We start from the raw sequence: 16,036 nt of genomic DNA, 5'->3' as shown, positions 1-16,036 counted from the left end.
CGGTGCGGCGAGAATGACGAGGTGAACGCATCCGACCCCGCCGCCCTCCGGCCCCGGCTCCCCTCCCCCCTGGAGCCGGTGGCGGACGAGCGCTTCGCGCGGCACGGGGTGCGGCTGCTGCTCAAGCGGGACGACCTCATCCATCCGGACCTGCCCGGCAACAAGTGGCGCAAGCTGGCACCGAACCTGCGCGCGGCGGCCGGCCGTACCGTGCTCACCTTCGGCGGCGCGTACTCCAACCATCTGCGCGCCACGGCCGCCGCCGGACGGCTGCTCGGCTTCCCCACGATCGGCGTCGTCCGGGGCGACGAGCTGGCCGGGAGGCCCCTCAACCCCTCGCTCGCCGCCTGCGCCGCCGACGGCATGCGGCTGCACTTCGTGGACCGCGCCACGTACCGCCGCGCCTCCGACCCCGGGGTGCTCGCGGGACTCCTGGAGCGCTGCGGGGCGCCGGAGGGGTGCCGGGTCGTCCCGGAGGGCGGCAGCAACGCCCTCGCGGCACAGGGCTGTACGGAGCTGGGCCGTGAGTTGCGCGGCGCGGCCGACGTGGCCGCCGTGGCGTGCGGGACGGGAGGGACACTCGCCGGGCTTGCCGCCGGACTCGGCGACGGGGCGCGGGCGCTGGGCGTGCCCGTGCTCAAGGGGGGCTTCCTGGGCGAGCGGACGGCCGCCCTGCAGAGAGAGGCCTTCGGCGGACCGGCCGGCGACTGGTCGCTGGACGAGCGGTTCCACTTCGGCGGGTACGCCCGCGTCCCACCGGCTCTCGAGGCGTTCGCGCGGGATTTCGAGGCCCGCCACGGGCTGCCCGTGGAGCGTCTCTATGTCGCCAAAATGCTCTACGGGCTCGTCGCCCTCGCCGGCGAGGGCGCCTTCCCGCCGGGAACGGCCGTCGCAGCGGTGATCACCGGGGGGCCTCAGCCCGCGGCCTCGCGGTAGGCGGCCGCCTCCTCGAGATCCAGCCGCCGCAGCAGCGCCCGCAGCATCTCGTCGTCGATCCGGCGTTCGTCGCGGAGCCGCACGAACACCTCGCGCTCGGCCTGGATCACTTCGCGGGTGAGGCGGCGGTAGGTGCCGTCGGCGGACTCGCCCGTGACGGGGTTGACCGCGCCGAGCCTCTCCCACGGCGAGTTCCTGCGGTGTTCGAGCACCGTGCGCAGCCGGTCGAGCAGCGGCTCCGGGAGGGCGTTGCCCGGGTCGGCGACGAGTTCCGCCAGCCGCCGCTCCGCCGCGCGGGACGCCTCGCTCTGGGCCTGCGCCTCGGCCAGGGTGACGCTCAGCGGGTCGCGCTCCGGGAGCTTCAGGGCGCGGATCAGCGCGGGCAGGGTGAGCCCCTGCACCACCAGGGTGCCGATCACCGTGGTGAAGGTGAGGAACAGGATCAGGTTGCGGGCCGGGAAGGGCTCGCCGCCGGCCGTGAGGATCGGGATGGAGAACGCGATCGCCAGGGACACCACGCCCCGCATCCCGGCCCAGCCGACGATCACCGGGGTCCGCCAGTCCACGCCGGGCTCGCGCTCCCGGATCCGCCGCGACAGCATGCGCGGCACGAAGGTCCCGGGGAAGACCCACACGAAGCGGGACGCCACCACGACGCCGAAGACCACGAGGGCGTACCCGGCGACCTCCCAGGGCGAGAAGGAGCCGATCTTCCCCGCGACATGCGCCAGTTGCAGGCCGATCAGCGCGAAGACGGCCGACTCGAGGAGGAAGGCGACCATCCGCCAGACCGCCTCCTCCTGGAGCCGGGTGGCGAAGTCGACCTGCCAGGACCGGTGCCCGAGGAAGAGGGCGACGACCACGACGGCCAGCACACCGGAGGCGTGCACGTGCTCGGCGGCGGCGTAGGCGACGAAGGGGATCAGCAGGGACAGGGTGTTCTGCAGCAGGGGTTCCCCGAGACGGGTACGCAGCCAGTGGATCGGCACCATCAGCACCAGGCCGACGCCGATGCCGCCGGCGGCGGCGACGAGGAACATCCCGACGCCCTCGCCCCAGCTGAGGCCCTCGCCGACGGCGGCCGCCAGGGCCACCCGGTAGGCGGTGATGGCGGTGGCGTCGTTCACCAGGGACTCGCCCTGGAGGATCGTGGTGATCCGGCCGGGCAGGCGGAGCTTGCGGGCGACCGCGGTCGCCGCCACCGCGTCGGGCGGGGCGACCACCGCGCCGAGCACGAGCGCCGCGGTCAGCGGGAGGCCGGGGATCACCAGGTGCGCCACCCACCCCACAACCAGGGTCGCGAAGAGGGTGTAGCCGACGGAGAGCAGGGCGATGGGGCGGATGTTGGCCCGCAGATCGAGGTACGAGCTGTCCAGCGCGGCGATGTGCAGCAGCGGCGGCAGGATCAGCGGCAGCACGATGTGCGGGTCGAGGGTGTACTCCGGGACTCCGGGCAGGTACGAGGCGACCAGGCCGGCCGCGACGAGGAGCAGCGGCGCGGGCACCGCCGTCCTGCGGGCGATCCCCGCGACCGCGGCGCTCGCCGCGACCAGCGCCACCACCGACAGCGCATCCATGATCCGCCCCTCAGCCGCTCACCCGCGTCGTAACCTGGCCATCATGAGCGAGTGCCCGCATGTTCTCGACCTGCCGCGCCCCGAACCCGAGCGGCTGAGCGACACCTGCCTCGTGTGCCGGGCCGAGGGGACGCACCCGGTGCAGTTGCGGATCTGCCTGACGTGCGGGCACGTGGGATGCTGCGACTCGTCGCCGGGCCGGCACGCCTCCCACCACTCCCAGCAGGAGGGACATCCGGTGATGCGTACCCTGGAGCACGGAGAGAGCTGGCGCTGGTGCTTCGCGGACGGTTCGATCGTCTGACGTCCGGGTACGTCAAAGCTCCGCCGACTTCTCGCAATTGAGGGCCGCAGAGCACTAGCCACTGTGCGTACTCATGGGCTTACCATGAGTGACAGCGCCGGGTAGGGGTCCCGGCGACACGGCACCATGGATCGCGATAGCGTCGCCAGTCCAGGTACTGGCTGCGCACCGACGCGCAGCACTCGGCTCCGGGACGCCCTCCCGGGGCCTCGATCGACCTTGTGCCACCTTGGAGGTGAGGGTGTCCGACATCGCAGGCGAGCCCGGGACCCAGGACTTCGTGGAAGTCCGGCTGCCCGCTGCGGGTGCCTACCTGTCCGTGCTGCGTACGGCCACGGCCGGCCTCGCGGCGCGCTTGGACTTCACCCTCGACGAGATCGAGGATCTGCGCATCGCGGTCGACGAGGCGTGTGCGATCTTGCTGCAGCAGGCCGTCCCCGGATCCGTCCTCAGCTGCGTCTTCCGGCTCGTCGACGACTCCCTGGAGGTCACGGTCTCGGCCCCGACGACCGACGGCCGCGCCCCGGAGCGCGACACCTTCGCCTGGACGGTGCTCTCGGCGCTGGCCGGCAAGGTCGACTCCTCCGTGGCGGAGGACCGCACGGTCTCCATCAGCCTGTACAAGCAGCGCGGCGCGGGACCCGGGCCGGCGTGAGGGACGGGGACGGTCCGGTGCGCGACGAGGAGCGGATTTCCGGAACGCGGAACGGCGGGCCCACGGCCCCGGCGGAGCCGGCCGGCGCGCCGGCGGGCATCCCGGAGCAGCAGGCCAGGCCGCACCCGGTGGACGAGCGTGACGGCCTCCCGGCCGCGGCGGAGCAGAAGCAGGCTGGGGGTACCTCCCGGGCGAAGCACTGGCAGAGGGCGGCCATGAGCGAGCACGAGCACGACCTCAAGGAACACGGGCACCACGCTCCGAACGACCGGAGCGAGGCGCGGTCGATGTTCATCGCGCTGCGCGGGCTCCCGGAGGGCTCCCCGGAGCGCGCCGAACTCCGGAACAAGCTGGTGCGGATGCACCTGCCCCTGGTGGAGCACCTGGCCCGCCGCTTCCGCAACCGCGGCGAGCCGCTCGACGACCTCACCCAGGTCGCGACCATCGGGCTGATCAAGTCCGTGGACCGGTTCGACCCCGACCGGGGTGTCGAGTTCTCGACCTACGCGACGCCGACCGTCGTGGGGGAGATCAAGCGGCACTTCCGCGACAAGGGCTGGGCGGTGCGGGTCCCGCGGCGGCTGCAGGAGCTGCGGCTGGCGCTGACCACGGCGACCGCGGAGCTGTCCCAGCAGTACGGCCGCTCCCCCACGGTCCACGAGCTCGCCGGGCGTCTCGGCATCTCCGAGGAGGAGGTCCTGGAGGGCCTGGAGTCCGCGAACGCGTACTCGACGCTCTCGCTCGACGTCCCCGACACCGACGACGAGTCCCCGGCGGTCGCGGACACCCTGGGCGCCGAGGACGAGGCACTGGAGGGCGTCGAGTACCGCGAGTCGCTGAAGCCGCTGCTGGAGGACCTGCCACCCAGGGAGAAGCGGATTCTCCTCCTCCGGTTCTTCGGCAACATGACGCAGTCGCAGATCGCGCAGGAGGTCGGGATCTCCCAGATGCACGTCTCCCGCCTCCTGGCACGCACGCTCGCACAACTCCGCGAGAAGCTCCTGGTCGAGGAGTGACCCTCCGGCCGCTGAAGACCCTCCGCGGTCGCGGACGGCCGTTCCCGCGCCTTCCCCGGCCGCCGGAGACTACGCGCGGCCGCGGATGCCCAGTGCCTCCGTCGTCCGCGGGTCGAGCAGCAGCACCAGCGCGGTGACGGCCACGAGGGCCAGCAGGATGCCCGCGGGGATCAGTGCGCCCGACGCGCGGAGCAGGGTCCAGGCCACCGGCAGCGCCATGATCTGGGTGATGATCGCGGGGCCGCGGCTCCAGCCGCGCCGCAGCAGCAGTCCGCGTGCCGCGAGCAGCGGGATGAGACCCAGCGCGATCAGCGTCACACCGCCCGTCTCGGCCTGCGACGTGCTCTCCGGGTCCCCGGTCAGGCCCGAGACCAGCATGAAGAGGCCACCGGCGAACAGGGCCACGGCCTGGACCCCGCACAGGGCGGCCGCCGCGGTCAGCCTGCCGGGCCGCTTCGCGGGGGCGCCGGGGACGGTCTCAGGGGTCTGCTCTGCACTGCTCACCCCTGCAGGGTAGCCCCGCGCCCGGCCCGCCCCCTCGGGGTGTACCGCGCCGGGGGCGCACGCCCCGGACTGGGCCGGGTACCGCGCGGTAGGTACCCTGGCGGCCATGCGCGCACTCCTCGTGGTCAACCCGGCGGCAACCACCACCAGTGCCCGCACCCGCGACGTCCTCATCCACGCACTCGCGAGCGAGATGAAGCTGGAGGCCGTCACCACCGAGTACCGCGGCCACGCGCGCGACCTCGGCCGGCGGGCCGCCGACTCCGACGACATCGAGATGGTCGTGGCGCTGGGCGGCGACGGCACGGTCAACGAGGTCGTGAACGGACTGCTGCACGCCGGCCCGGATCCCGACGCCCTGCCGCGCCTCGCGGTCGTCCCGGGCGGCTCCACGAACGTCTTCGCCCGCGCCCTCGGACTGCCGAACGACGCCGTTGAGGCCACCGGCGCCATCCTGGACGCCCTGGAGACCGGAAGCGGCCGCACGGTCGGCCTCGGCATAGCGGCCGGGACGCCGGACACGCCGGACGAGGGCGTTCCGCCCCGCTGGTTCACGTTCTGTGCCGGCTTCGGTTTCGACGCCGGAGTCGTCGGCAGGGTCGAGCAGCAGCGGGAGCGCGGCCGGATCTCGACGCACTCCCTCTACATACGCCAGGCGGCACGGCAGTTCCTCGCGGACCCGCACCGCCGCAGCGGGGCGATCACCCTGGAACGCCCCGGGGCGGACCCGGTGCGGGACCTGGTGCTGTCCATCGTCTGCAACACCTCCCCCTGGACCTACCTGGGGAATCGTCCGGTCTACGCGACCCCGGCGGCGTCCTTCGACAGCGCCCTGGACGTGCTCGGACTGAGCCGGCTGTCGACGCCCGCGCTGGCCCGCTACGCGACTCAGCTGCTCACCTCGACCCCGGACCGCGGGCCGCGCGGCAGGCACGTGGCCTCTTTTCACGACCTCACGGACTTCACCTTGCATTCGAAGGTGTCACTCCCCTTCCAGATGGACGGTGACCACCTCGGACTGCGCAGCAGCGTGACGTTCACAGGCGTACGCCGTGCACTGCGTGTGATTGTGTGAGCGGAAGAGGCAAAAGTCCTTCCACTCGAACGTTTAGGCGCGGATCCACCCCATGGAAGTACGGCTGTGACCTAGTCGACACCGAGGAATCAAAAAAACTTCCCGGAAGGGGTTGTATCCGCCGCCGAGGTTTGCGAATCTCTACATGGCGCTCAGGACGGCCCGCAGGACCGGCCTCCGCTGAGAGCCAGAACCCCTCCTCAACCAGGACCGCGACCAGTTCATCTGGATGCAGGCCCTTCCCTTGCGGGGGGATTCGTGAAAGCGTTCACATTCACAAGCAACCCGCACGTAATACCAAGAGAGGTAGCAGCCATGGACTGGCGTCACAACGCCGTTTGCCGCGAGGAAGACCCCGAGCTGTTCTTCCCCATCGGCAACACCGGTCCTGCGCTGCTGCAGATCGAGGAAGCCAAGGCCGTCTGCCGTCGCTGCCCCGTCATGGAGCAGTGCCTGCAGTGGGCGCTCGAGTCCGGCCAGGACTCCGGCGTCTGGGGTGGCCTCAGCGAGGACGAGCGCCGCGCGATGAAGCGCCGCGCCGCCCGTAACCGGGCGCGCAACGCCAGCGCCTGAGCCCCCTGCCAACAGCCTGAGCCCGGCGGCGCGTACGGCGAGTACGCATTCACCGCCCCCGAGCCGCAGCGCGCAGCAGTATCCCGCAGCTTTCGAGCCCCGGACCATCTCCAGCGGTCCGGGGCTCGCTGTCGTGCACCGGGTCGCGTACCGGGCCGTGCACCGGGGTGCCCGCAGCCGCCCGGCGGGAGGGAGCGTCCGGACCGCTCCCGCGAGGGCGCCCGAACTACTTCTGGCTCCGGACGGGGATGTCCAGGACCACCCGCGTCCCCCGCCCGGCGGCCGGCTTCATGTCGAAGGTGCCGCCCAGCTCCCCCTCCACCAGCGTCCTGATGATCTGGAGCCCCAGGTTTCCCGCCGTCTGCGGGTCGAAGTCCTCCGGCAGCCCCCGGCCGTCGTCCTGCACGGTTATCAGCAGCCGCTCGGCGGAGCGAGGTCCGCTGCGCACCGCCGACACCTCGACCGTGCCGTGCTCCCCCGGCGCGAAGGCGTGCTCCAGCGCGTTCTGCAGGACTTCGGTGAGGACCATCGAGAGCGGCGTGGCGACCTCGGCGTCGAGGATTCCGCAGCGGCCGCTGCGCCGGCAGTCGACCTTGCCGGGGGAGATCTCCGCCACCATGGCGAGGACGCGGTCCGCGATCTCGTCGAACTCGACCCGCTCGTCCAGGTTCTGGGACAGCGTCTCATGGACGATGGCGATGGACCCGACCCGCCGTACCGCCTCGTTGAGGGCCTCCCGGCCGCGCACGGAGTCCATCCTCCGGGCCTGGAGCCGCAGCAGCGCCGCGACCGTCTGCAGGTTGTTCTTCACCCGGTGGTGGATCTCCCGGATGGTGGCGTCCTTGGTGATCAACTCGCGTTCGCGGCGGCGGAGTTCCGTGACGTCGCGGAGCAGCACGAGCGAACCGATGCGGGCGCCCTTGGGTTTCAGCGGGATGGCGCGGAGCTGGATGACGCCCCCGTTGCCCTCGACCTCGGTCTCCCGGGGCGCGTATCCGCTGGCGAGCTTGACCAGGGCCTCGTCGACCGGGCCCCGGGACGGCGCGAGTTCGGCGGTGATCTGGCCCAGGTGCTGGCCCACCAGGTCGGCGGCGAGACCGAGCCGGTGGTACGCGGACAGCGCGTTCGGGGAGGCGTACTGGACGACACCGTCGGCGTCGAGACGGATCAGCCCGTCACCGGCGCGCGGCGAGGCGTCCATGTCGACCTGCTGCTCGGGGAACGGGAAGGCGCCGGCGGCGATCATCTGGGCGAGGTCGGACGCGGACTGCAGATAGGTCAGCTCCAGCCGGCTGGGGGTGCGCACGGTGAGCAGGTTGGTGTTGCGCGCGATCACCCCGAGGACCCGTCCGTCGCGCCGCACGGGGATCGACTCGACCCGTACCGGCACCTCCTCGCGCCACTCGGGGTCACCCTCGCGCACGATGCGGCCCTCGTCGAGCGCGGCGTCCAGCAGCGGGCGCCGGCCGCGGGGGACCAGGTGCCCGACCATGTCGTCCTGGTAGGAGGTGGGACCCGTGTTCGGCCGCATCTGGGCCACCGAGACGTAGCGTGTGCCGTCCAGGGTGGGGACCCACAGGACGAGGTCCGCGAAGGAGAGGTCTGAGAGCAGTTGCCACTCCGAGACCAGCAGGTGCAGCCACTCGAGGTCGGACTCGCTCAGAGCGGTGTGCTGGCGTACGAGGTCGTTCATGGAGGGCACGCTGTGAGCGTACCTTTGCCGAGAACCTGACGGGACGGGCCTCCGTAGGGGAGGATGGGCCCGGACAGCCGTGTGTGCAGACGGATGGACAGCACAGATGGTCTAGTCCAGAATGGCACCGCTGTGCCGGGACACGCCCCGGACGGCGGACGACAGAAGACCTCCACCCTCCCCGCACAGGAGGGTGGACCGAGGACCCGGCGCTCTCTGCCCTGACTGCGCCGAGGGCCTCCACACGGCCGACCGGGACCGCACACCCGCCGGCCGGGCAACTCCGGGCTGCGGTGCCGGACGGGTTGAGGGTCCCGTCCCGGCGCCGCGGCCCGCGGGTTTCCACGGGCCGGGGCGCATCGGGCGCACCCGTATCGGCCGGATCCCCTCCGCCACCTCTGCGACGGGTGACACAAGCCCGCCGGGACCCCCTCGGCCTTCACTCGGGCCCCGCCCCGAAGAGCCCGGCGCACTCCGAAGAGGCCCGCCGCCACCGCCGGGCGACCGGCCGAGCCCACCGGCCGAAGCACCCTGCCGCCACCCGGCCGCCCGAGGCACGCCCGGACGCCCTGAGGGGACGCGACGTACGCCTCCCCCGCGGTCCGGGCGCCGCGGGGAGCCGGCCGGCCACCGGCCGCACCCCCATGACCACACCCCCGCCGACCGGGATTCACCGGGCCGTCACCCCACTCTGCTAGATTGGTCTATACCACATGACCTTTCAATCGATCGGCAGGCCCAGAGTGGAAGTTGTCATCGTCCAGGACGCCAGGGCGGGCGGGGAGCTCGTCGCGCAGGGCATCGCGGACCTGCTCCGCCGCAAGCCCGACGCACTGCTCGGGGTGGCCACGGGGTCGACGCCGCTGCCCGTCTACGAGGCCCTGGCGGCGCGGGTGCGGGCCGGGAAGGCGGACGTCTCCCGGGCCCGGATCGCACAGCTCGACGAGTACGTCGGCCTGCCCGCCGGGCACCCCGAGTCGTACCGCTCGGTGGTGCTGCGCGAGGTCGTGGAACCGCTCGGCCTCAGCCCGGACGCGTTCATGGGCCCGGACGGCTCCGCGGACGACGTCCGCGCCGCCTGTGAGGCGTACGAGAAGGCGCTGGCGGCGGCGGGCGGTGTCGACCTGCAGCTGCTGGGGATCGGCACGGACGGGCACATCGGGTTCAACGAGCCCTGCTCGTCACTCGCCTCGCGCACCCGGATCAAGACGCTGACCGAGCAGACCCGGGCGGACAACGCCCGCTTCTTCGACGGCGACGTCGAGCAGGTGCCGCACCATGTCGTCACCCAGGGGATCGGGACGATCCTGGAGGCCCGGCACCTGGTGCTGCTCGCCACCGGCGAGGGAAAGGCGGAAGCGGTCGCGGCGACCGTGGAAGGCCCCGTCGCGGCGGTCTGCCCCGCCTCCGCGCTGCAACTGCACCCGCATGCGACGGTCGTGGTCGACGAGGCGGCGGCCTCGAAGCTGAAGCTGGCGGGCTACTTCCGCCACGCGTACGCCCACAAGCCGGCCTGGCAGGACCTGTAGACCTCCGTCCGCCGCCCGGGCCCCGGCGGCAGCCGGGGCGGGCACCCGGCTGCCGCCGCCCCGCGACCGCCGCCCGGTGCCCGGCACCCGCGGGCCGCCGGACAGCTGCCGCCGCCACCTGCACGCCCGGCAGGCGCACCGGCGCACGGTGATGCCGGTCCGCCCGCCCGGGCGGGCGGACCGGCATCACCGTCTTCGCGACCGGGCCCGACGGCCGGTGCACGGCCGTCCTCCTCCGGCGTCCGGTCGCCGGTGCGCCCGCCCGCGGAGCCCGGCGGCCGGACGGGGGCTCGGTGCCGGCCCGTCCGGCCGCCGGCCCGCCCCGCGGGTCCGGCGGGCGCGTGCGCTCAGGTCGCGGTGACGGCCTCCGCCGCCGCGATCCCGCAGACCCGGGCCGCGCCGTAGGTGGCCACGTGGAGGGCGCCCCGGGGCGGCCCGGCGTTGAGGCCCATCTCCACCACGATCGTGTCCGGGCGGGCCTCGACGAGCGCGTCCAGGGACCGCGACATCCACGGGTGGCGGTGGGCGTCGCGGACGACGGCCACGATGCGGCGGCCACCGGCCGCCCGGAGGACGTCGTCGACGGCGGCGTCCGCGTAGGTGCCGGTCTCCGTGCCCGGGAGGATGCGCGCCAGCTCCGCCGCGACCCCCCACGGGGTCTCGTCACCGACGGCGATGTTCGCCACGGGGGTGAAGGCGGCGACGTACGGTGCGGTGGTCAGCGGCTCGCGGCGGCGCTCCCCCACCGTCACGCGCACGGCCCGCCGGGCGGCCGCCAGACCGATCTCGGTGCCGGGCGCGGTCCCCTCCTGTGAAGCCGCGCCCGGCTCCGATGCCGCCCCCCTGGCCCCCCTGGTCCAGTCCGCCAGCGCGCGCACCCGCGCGGCCGCGTCGGCCAGCCGTTCCTCGGGCAGCTCGCCCTTGCGCACCGCGGCGACCAGCGCGTCGCGCAGCCGCAGCACGGTGCCCTCGTCGGCCAGGCCGCCGCCGACGCAGATCGCGTCGGCACCTGCGGCGATCGCGAGGACACTGCCGCGCTCGATGCCGTAGACGGCGGAGATGGCCTGCATCTCCATGCCGTCGGTGACGATCAGTCCGGTGTAGCCCAGCTCCTGGCGCAGCAGTCCGGTGAGGATCTGCGGGCTCAGGGTGGCCGGGCGATCCGGGTCGAGCGCGGGTAGCAGGATATGCGCGCTCATGACGGATTTGGAACCGGCCGAAACGGCCGCGCGGAAAGGCTGCAGCTCACGCGAGTGCAACGTGGCCGACTCCACATCGATCCGGGGCAGGGCGTGGTGGGAGTCGACGGCCGTGTCACCATGTCCCGGAAAATGCTTGGTACATGCAGCGACACCCGCGGACTGGAGGCCCCGGACGTACGCGGCGGTGTGCCGGGCGACCAGGGCGGGGTCCGCACCGAAGGAACGCACCCCGATGACTGGATTGTCCGGGTTTGAGTTGACATCAGCCGAGGGGGCCCAGTTGAGGTCGATCCCGCACTCGGCCAGCCGGCGGCCGAGTTCGGCGGCCACCGCCCGGGTCAGTTCGACGTCGTCCACCGACCCGAGGGCGTAGTTGCCGGGGAAGGAGGAACCGGTGCGGACCTCCAGGCGCGTCACGTCGCCGCCCTCCTCGTCGATCGCGACCAGGACGTCCTCGCGCTCCGCCCGCAGCCGGGCCGTGAGGGCGGCGAGCTGGCCGGGCGAGGCGACGTTGCGGCCGAACAGCCCCACGGAGGAGAGTCCTTCGCCGATCCTGCGCAGCAGCCAGTCGGGTGCGGTGGTGCCGACGAAGCCGGGCTGCAGCACGGCGAGGGCGTCACGGGTGAGCGTGTCGGTGCGGTCCACGAACGTGGTCATGGGAGGGGTCATCCCTTCACTGCGCCGGCCGTCAGGCCCGCGGCCATCTTGCGCTGGACGAGGAGGAAGAGGATCACGATGGGGACGGCCATCATCGTGGCGCCGGCCATCATCGGCGCGTACTCGGTGCCGTGCTTGGTGGTGAAGTTGCCGAGCCAGACGGTGGCGGTCTGGTTCTGCTGGCTCATCAGCATCAGCGCGTACAGGTACTCGTTCCACGCCTGGATGAAGCCGTACACGGACGTGGCCACCATGCCCGGGGCGAGCAGCGGGAGGACCACCCGCACGAAGGCGCCGGTGCGGGTGCAGCCGTCGACCATGGCCGCCTCCTCCAGCTCCTTCGGGATGTTGACGATGAACCCGCGCAGCGTCCACACCGTGAAGGGGAGGACGAAGGTGAGGTAGGTGATGATCAGGCCGGTGAGCCTGTCGTACTGGCCGAGGTCGTTCAGCAGCAGGAACACCGGAATGATCATCGCGACCAGCGGGACCATCTGGACGGCCAGGATGCCCACGATCACGACCCTGCGGCCGCGGAAGGCGAAGCGCGAGATCGCGAGCGCCGCCAGCATGCCGACCGTGATGCCGATGAGCACCACGACCAGTGAGACGGCGAGGCTGCGGCCGACCGGGCCCCAGAAGTCGGCGACCTCGAAGGCCCGCGCGAAGTTCTCCACGGTGAACGTCCGGGGGAAGAAGCGCGGGTCCGGGTCGATCGCGTCCTTCGCGGGCTTGAAGGCCGTGTTGAGCATCCAGTAGACGGGGAAGCCGGCGGTGAGGAAGACCAGCAGGCCGAGCAGGTTCCAGCCGAGCCGGCCGCGGCCGGGCCGCCGCGGGCGGCCCGGGGCGGCGGTCTTGGTCAGGGCGCTCACTCGACTTCTCCGATCTTGAGCATCTGGCGCATGTAGACGGCGACCACGCCGAGCAGCAGCACGACCGTGACCAGGGCGATCGCCGAGCCGCCGCCGTAGTCGTTGACCACGAAGGCCTTGTCGTACGAGTACGTCGTCAGCAGCTGGAACTCCGCCTCGGGATGGCCGTTCCGCATCACGAAGACCTGCGGGAAGACCCCCATGTCCCAGATCACGGAGAGCGTCGTGAGCATCACGATGATCGGCTTGAGGACCGGCAGGGTGACGTAGCGGAACACGCCCCACGAGCCGGCGCCGTCGAGCCGGGCGGCCTCCTCGAGCTCCTTGGGCACCTGGGTCAGCCCCGCGCTGAGCGTGATGGCCACGAACGGCACGGCGCCCCAGACGACGAGCAGCATGATGACGGCGAGGCCCTGCGGGCCGTCGGCGAACCAGTTGTGCCCGGTCATGTCGACGCCGGGCAGCCTGCTCAGCAGCCAGTTGAGCACCCCGTAGTCGGTGTCGAACAGCCACTTGAAGATGGCGGTGGCGACGATGACGGGCATGCCCCAGCTCGCCACCAGCGCGATGTTGACCAGCGTCTTCACCCAGCCGGAGACCCGCTGCAGCAGCAGGGCCGTCAGCATGCCGAGGACCATGGTCAGGATCACCGCGCCACCGGCGAAGACGACCGTGCGGACGACGACGGCCCAGAACTCCCCGTCGCCGAGGATCCTGGCGAAGTTGGCGAAGCCGACCTGCTCGGGCTCCTGGAAGCCCCACAGCTGGGGCTGCCCGAACTTCTGGAAGGAGAGGGTGACCAGCCGGGCCAGCGGATAGCCGAGGACCAGCAGCAGCACGAGCAGGCAGGGCGCGAGCAGCGCCCACGGGAGCGCGGCCGGGCCGCCCGCGCGCCGCCGCCGGGCCGGCCTCTCCGCTCCCCCGGCCCCTTCACCGGCCCCTCCACCGGCCCCCGGGGGTGTCGACGGCCGCGTCGGCGGCACCTTGGCAGTGGTTGTGTCTGCGGCACTCATCGGGCGCTCCCAGCGGTCCCTCTCCTGGTACGGGAGCAGGGCCCCGTCGTCGGTGACGGAGCCCTGCCGGAAGGTCACTTGGTGTTGATGACCTTGTCGATCGCCTCGTCGGCCGCCTTGGCGGCCTCCTCGACCGGCTTCTTGCCGGTGCCGATCTCCTGGAGCATGGTCTTCAGGATCTGGGCCTTCTCCACCTGGCCCCATCCCGGTGCCATCGGGACGAACCAGCTGGACTCGGCGGCCGTGGCCGGCACGGCGGTCTTCGGGTCGCCCTTCAGGGGCGCCAGGTCCGTCTTGTTGTTGGGCAGGTTGCCCTTGGCGATCAGGCCCTGCTGGCCCCGGGCGCCGGTGAAGGCGTTGATCCACTCGGCGGCGACGCCCTGGGCCTTGGACTTGACCGGGATGGCGAGGTCCGAACCGCCCAGGAAGACGGGCATGTTGCCGCCGGACGGGCCGGGCATCACGAAGTTCTCGAGGTTGCCCTTGAGCTTGCCGGTCTTGTCGTTCTTGGGGTCCTCGGCGGTCGCACCCTCCCAGGCCGCGCCGAAGATCATGCCGGCGTTGCCCTGGCCGTACACGATGTAGCGGTCCGACTCGTCCTTGGTCTTGTCGGCCTTCATGTAGGTGTCGAGCACCTTCTTGTACTCGTTCAGGCCCTTGAGGGACTCGGGCGAGGAGAGGGAGGCCTTCCAGCGGCCGCCCTCCTTCTCCGCGATGGCGCCGCCCGCGTCGTAGACGAAGGACATCGCGGCGTACCAGTCCGGCGAAGGCTGGTACCAGGCGCTGAACGTGGGGCCCTTCTTCTTCTGGATGGCGTCCAGTGCGGCGGTCAGCTCCGCGTACGTCCTCGGCGGGGCCTTCACCCCGGCCTCGGCGGCGACGTCCTTGCGCCAGTTGCCGACGCGGCCGCCCGCGTAGTAGGGGACACCGTAGGTCCTGCCCTCGTAGGTGACGGACTCCCGGAGGCCGTCGAGCCAGGCGTCGGACCGGTCGAAGCGCTTCGGGTCGACCTCGGCGAAGGCGCCCTTGACCATGTAGCCGAGCATCTCGGTGTTGCCCATCTCGACGACGTCGGGGGCCTTGTCGGTGGCGAGGACGGCGTCGAGCTTGGCGTTCTTGTCCGGCCAGCCGTAGTACTCGTGCCTGATCTTGAGGCCGGGGTGCTTCGCGGTGACCGCGTCGTCGGCCGCCTTCACCAGCTCGGGCCAGTTGTTCTGGGCGTCGACCGTCAGCCAGACGGTGAGCTCCTCGACGTCCGCCCCCGCCTTGTCCCCGCCGTCGCCGCCGGAACCGCACGCGGCAAGGCCGGCCATCATGCCCGCGACGCCGATCGCCGCGATGAGCTTGCGCTTCACGCCACCCTCCTCAGGGATGCTGCAACCCCCCGCCCACCGCGAGGACATACGGAGCCATACGCCGAGTACCGTCCGTGGGGCTGGGACATGGTCTCAAGTGGTTTAGACCAGTACCGGGAGCTTGGCCTAGACCTTTAGGGGTGTCAAGGGTGTATAAGAAGGGCTGTCGCGTCCGTTACCGGACCGACACCTGAGGGAGGGCGACGACCCGTGACCGGACCGTGCCACCATGTGAGCCGCAACCAACGGAGGAGCCGGTGACGGCAGCACCACACGAGTCGGGAAGGCAGGCCATGGCCACGGACGGGGCCGGCACCGAGCCGGAGAACGGGACGGCGGCCCGCACCGCGCGCGTGCCCAAGTACTACCGGCTCAAAAGCCACTTGCTCGACATGACGGAGACCCTGCCGCCCGGCACGCCCGTGCCGCCGGAGCGCACGCTCGCCGCCGAGTTCGACACCTCGCGCACCACGGTGCGCCAGGCACTGCAGGAACTCGTCGTCGAGGGACGGCTGGAGCGCATCCAGGGCAAGGGAACCTTCGTCGCCAAGCCCAAGGTCTCCCAGGCCCTCCAGCTGACCTCGTACACCGAGGACATGCTGGCCCAGGGCCTGGAACCGACGTCCCAGCTGCTGGACATCGGCTATGTGACCGCCGACGACACGCTCGCCGGACTGCTGGACATCGCACCGGGCGGACGGGTGCTGCGCATCGAGCGCCTCCGGCTGGCGAGCGGCGAACCGATGGCGATCGAGACCACGCACCTGTCCGCCAAGCGCTTCCCGGCGCTGCGCCGGTCGCTGGTGAAGTACACCTCCCTCTACACCGCCCTGGCCGAGGTGTACGACGTCCACCTCGCCGAGGCCGAGGAGACCATCGAGACCTCCCTGGCCACCCCCCGCGAGGCGGGACTGCTCGGCACCGACGTCGGCCTGCCGATGCTGATGCTCTCGCGGCACTCGCTGGACGCCGGCGGCGAGCCCGTGGAGTGGGTGCGCTCCGTCTACCGCGGCGACCGCTACAAGTTCGTGGCCAGGCTGCGGCGCCCGGACGCCCCCTGAGGCCCGTCCCGTGA

At 72.1% G+C, this 16,036-nt stretch carries 15 protein-coding genes; 8 read left to right on the top strand and 7 right to left on the bottom strand.

Features of this window, described 5'->3' with window-relative positions:
- Nucleotides 1-21: 21 nt before the first annotated feature.
- Nucleotides 22-936, top strand: coding sequence for a 1-aminocyclopropane-1-carboxylate deaminase/D-cysteine desulfhydrase (locus DDW44_RS20530; RefSeq protein WP_108907310.1), 915 nt, complete (start codon nt 22-24; stop codon nt 934-936).
- Here the strand turns inward: DDW44_RS20530 and DDW44_RS20525 are convergent.
- Nucleotides 915-2,513 carry a Na+/H+ antiporter gene (locus DDW44_RS20525; RefSeq protein WP_108907309.1) on the bottom strand — a complete coding sequence of 533 codons (1,599 nt, stop codon included), beginning with the start codon at nt 2,511-2,513 and terminating at the stop codon, nt 915-917. The genes DDW44_RS20530 and DDW44_RS20525 overlap by 22 nt on opposite strands.
- 43 nt (nt 2,514-2,556) lie before the next feature.
- Here DDW44_RS20525 and DDW44_RS20520 point away from each other — a divergent pair, with 43 nt between their 5' ends.
- The 3 genes from DDW44_RS20520 to DDW44_RS20510 all read left to right on the top strand — a co-directional run bounded on the left by DDW44_RS20520 (nt 2,557) and on the right by DDW44_RS20510 (nt 4,488).
- A complete protein-coding gene (locus DDW44_RS20520; RefSeq protein WP_026165167.1) occupies nt 2,557-2,817 on the top strand; it encodes a UBP-type zinc finger domain-containing protein in 261 nt (86 codons plus the stop codon).
- A 241-nt stretch (nt 2,818-3,058) separates the two neighbouring features.
- Nucleotides 3,059-3,472 carry an ATP-binding protein gene (locus DDW44_RS20515; RefSeq protein ID WP_017947099.1) on the top strand — a complete coding sequence of 138 codons (414 nt, stop codon included), beginning with the start codon at nt 3,059-3,061 and terminating at the stop codon, nt 3,470-3,472.
- Nucleotides 3,469-4,488 (top strand): RNA polymerase sigma factor SigF, encoded by a 1,020-nt coding sequence (locus DDW44_RS20510; protein ID WP_018892044.1) that lies wholly within the window; start codon nt 3,469-3,471, stop codon nt 4,486-4,488. The genes DDW44_RS20515 and DDW44_RS20510 overlap by 4 nt, the downstream gene beginning before the upstream one ends.
- 69 nt (nt 4,489-4,557) lie before the next feature.
- Here the strand turns inward: DDW44_RS20510 and DDW44_RS20505 are convergent, their stop codons facing one another.
- Nucleotides 4,558-4,992 (bottom strand): hypothetical protein, encoded by a 435-nt coding sequence (locus DDW44_RS20505; RefSeq protein ID WP_108907308.1) that lies wholly within the window; start codon nt 4,990-4,992, stop codon nt 4,558-4,560.
- 106 nt (nt 4,993-5,098) lie between these two features.
- Here DDW44_RS20505 and DDW44_RS20500 point away from each other — a divergent pair, with 106 nt between their 5' ends.
- Nucleotides 5,099-6,067, top strand: a complete 969-nt coding sequence (locus tag DDW44_RS20500) for a diacylglycerol/lipid kinase family protein (RefSeq protein ID WP_108907307.1) — start codon at nt 5,099-5,101, stop codon at nt 6,065-6,067.
- Between the two features lie 315 nt (nt 6,068-6,382).
- The gene (locus tag DDW44_RS20495) at nt 6,383-6,640 is read left to right on the top strand and encodes a WhiB family transcriptional regulator (RefSeq protein ID WP_003953983.1); all 258 of its coding nucleotides are present in this window, start codon (nt 6,383-6,385) and stop codon (nt 6,638-6,640) included.
- Nucleotides 6,641-6,866: 226 nt separating this feature from the next.
- Here the strand turns inward: DDW44_RS20495 and DDW44_RS20490 are convergent, their stop codons facing one another.
- Complete coding sequence (locus DDW44_RS20490) at nt 6,867-8,333, bottom strand: sensor histidine kinase (RefSeq protein WP_017947103.1); 1,467 nt, start codon at nt 8,331-8,333, stop codon at nt 6,867-6,869.
- A 743-nt stretch (nt 8,334-9,076) separates the two neighbouring features.
- Between DDW44_RS20490 and nagB the strand changes: the two genes are divergently transcribed.
- Nucleotides 9,077-9,862 carry a glucosamine-6-phosphate deaminase gene (nagB, locus tag DDW44_RS20485; protein ID WP_018892042.1) on the top strand — a complete coding sequence of 262 codons (786 nt, stop codon included), beginning with the start codon at nt 9,077-9,079 and terminating at the stop codon, nt 9,860-9,862.
- Between the two features lie 347 nt (nt 9,863-10,209).
- Here the strand turns inward: nagB and DDW44_RS20480 are convergent, their stop codons facing one another.
- The 4 genes from DDW44_RS20480 to DDW44_RS20465 all read right to left on the bottom strand — a co-directional run bounded on the left by DDW44_RS20480 (nt 10,210) and on the right by DDW44_RS20465 (nt 14,961).
- The gene (locus DDW44_RS20480; RefSeq protein WP_108907306.1) at nt 10,210-11,721 is read right to left on the bottom strand and encodes a glycoside hydrolase family 3 protein; all 1,512 of its coding nucleotides are present in this window, start codon (nt 11,719-11,721) and stop codon (nt 10,210-10,212) included.
- An 8-nt stretch (nt 11,722-11,729) separates the two neighbouring features.
- The gene (locus tag DDW44_RS20475) at nt 11,730-12,593 is read right to left on the bottom strand and encodes a carbohydrate ABC transporter permease (protein ID WP_108907305.1); all 864 of its coding nucleotides are present in this window, start codon (nt 12,591-12,593) and stop codon (nt 11,730-11,732) included.
- A complete protein-coding gene (locus DDW44_RS20470; RefSeq protein ID WP_108908894.1) occupies nt 12,590-13,606 on the bottom strand; it encodes a carbohydrate ABC transporter permease in 1,017 nt (338 codons plus the stop codon). The genes DDW44_RS20475 and DDW44_RS20470 overlap by 4 nt, the downstream gene beginning before the upstream one ends.
- Nucleotides 13,607-13,680: 74 nt before the next feature.
- A complete protein-coding gene (locus DDW44_RS20465) occupies nt 13,681-14,961 on the bottom strand; it encodes an extracellular solute-binding protein (protein ID WP_108907304.1) in 1,281 nt (426 codons plus the stop codon).
- A 293-nt stretch (nt 14,962-15,254) separates the two neighbouring features.
- Between DDW44_RS20465 and DDW44_RS20460 the strand changes: the two genes are divergently transcribed.
- Nucleotides 15,255-16,022 (top strand): GntR family transcriptional regulator, encoded by a 768-nt coding sequence (locus tag DDW44_RS20460; protein WP_108907303.1) that lies wholly within the window; start codon nt 15,255-15,257, stop codon nt 16,020-16,022.
- Nucleotides 16,023-16,036: the final 14 nt, after the last annotated feature.

Origin of the sequence: Streptomyces tirandamycinicus (assembly GCF_003097515.1) — a bacterium.
In the GTDB taxonomy this organism is placed as follows: domain Bacteria; phylum Actinomycetota; class Actinomycetes; order Streptomycetales; family Streptomycetaceae; genus Streptomyces; species Streptomyces tirandamycinicus.
The sequence above is the reverse complement of the archived record's forward strand: the minus strand, read 5'-3'. Positions and strand labels throughout refer to the sequence as shown.

What these genes read in the sequence shown, in the direction of transcription:
- DDW44_RS20490 (WP_017947103.1), bottom strand. Translation starts at nt 8,333, where the DNA reads ATGAACGACCTCGTACGCCAGCACACCGCTCTGAGCGAGTCCGACCTC.
- DDW44_RS20480 (WP_108907306.1), bottom strand. Translation starts at nt 11,721, where the DNA reads ATGACCACGTTCGTGGACCGCACCGACACGCTCACCCGTGACGCCCTC.
- DDW44_RS20470 (WP_108908894.1), bottom strand. Translation starts at nt 13,606, where the DNA reads ATGAGTGCCGCAGACACAACCACTGCCAAGGTGCCGCCGACGCGGCCG.
- DDW44_RS20520 (WP_026165167.1), top strand. Translation starts at nt 2,557, where the DNA reads ATGAGCGAGTGCCCGCATGTTCTCGACCTGCCGCGCCCCGAACCCGAG.
- DDW44_RS20460 (WP_108907303.1), top strand. Translation starts at nt 15,255, where the DNA reads ATGGCCACGGACGGGGCCGGCACCGAGCCGGAGAACGGGACGGCGGCC.
- DDW44_RS20495 (WP_003953983.1), top strand. Translation starts at nt 6,383, where the DNA reads ATGGACTGGCGTCACAACGCCGTTTGCCGCGAGGAAGACCCCGAGCTG.
- DDW44_RS20525 (WP_108907309.1), bottom strand. Translation starts at nt 2,513, where the DNA reads ATGGATGCGCTGTCGGTGGTGGCGCTGGTCGCGGCGAGCGCCGCGGTC.
- DDW44_RS20500 (WP_108907307.1), top strand. Translation starts at nt 5,099, where the DNA reads ATGCGCGCACTCCTCGTGGTCAACCCGGCGGCAACCACCACCAGTGCC.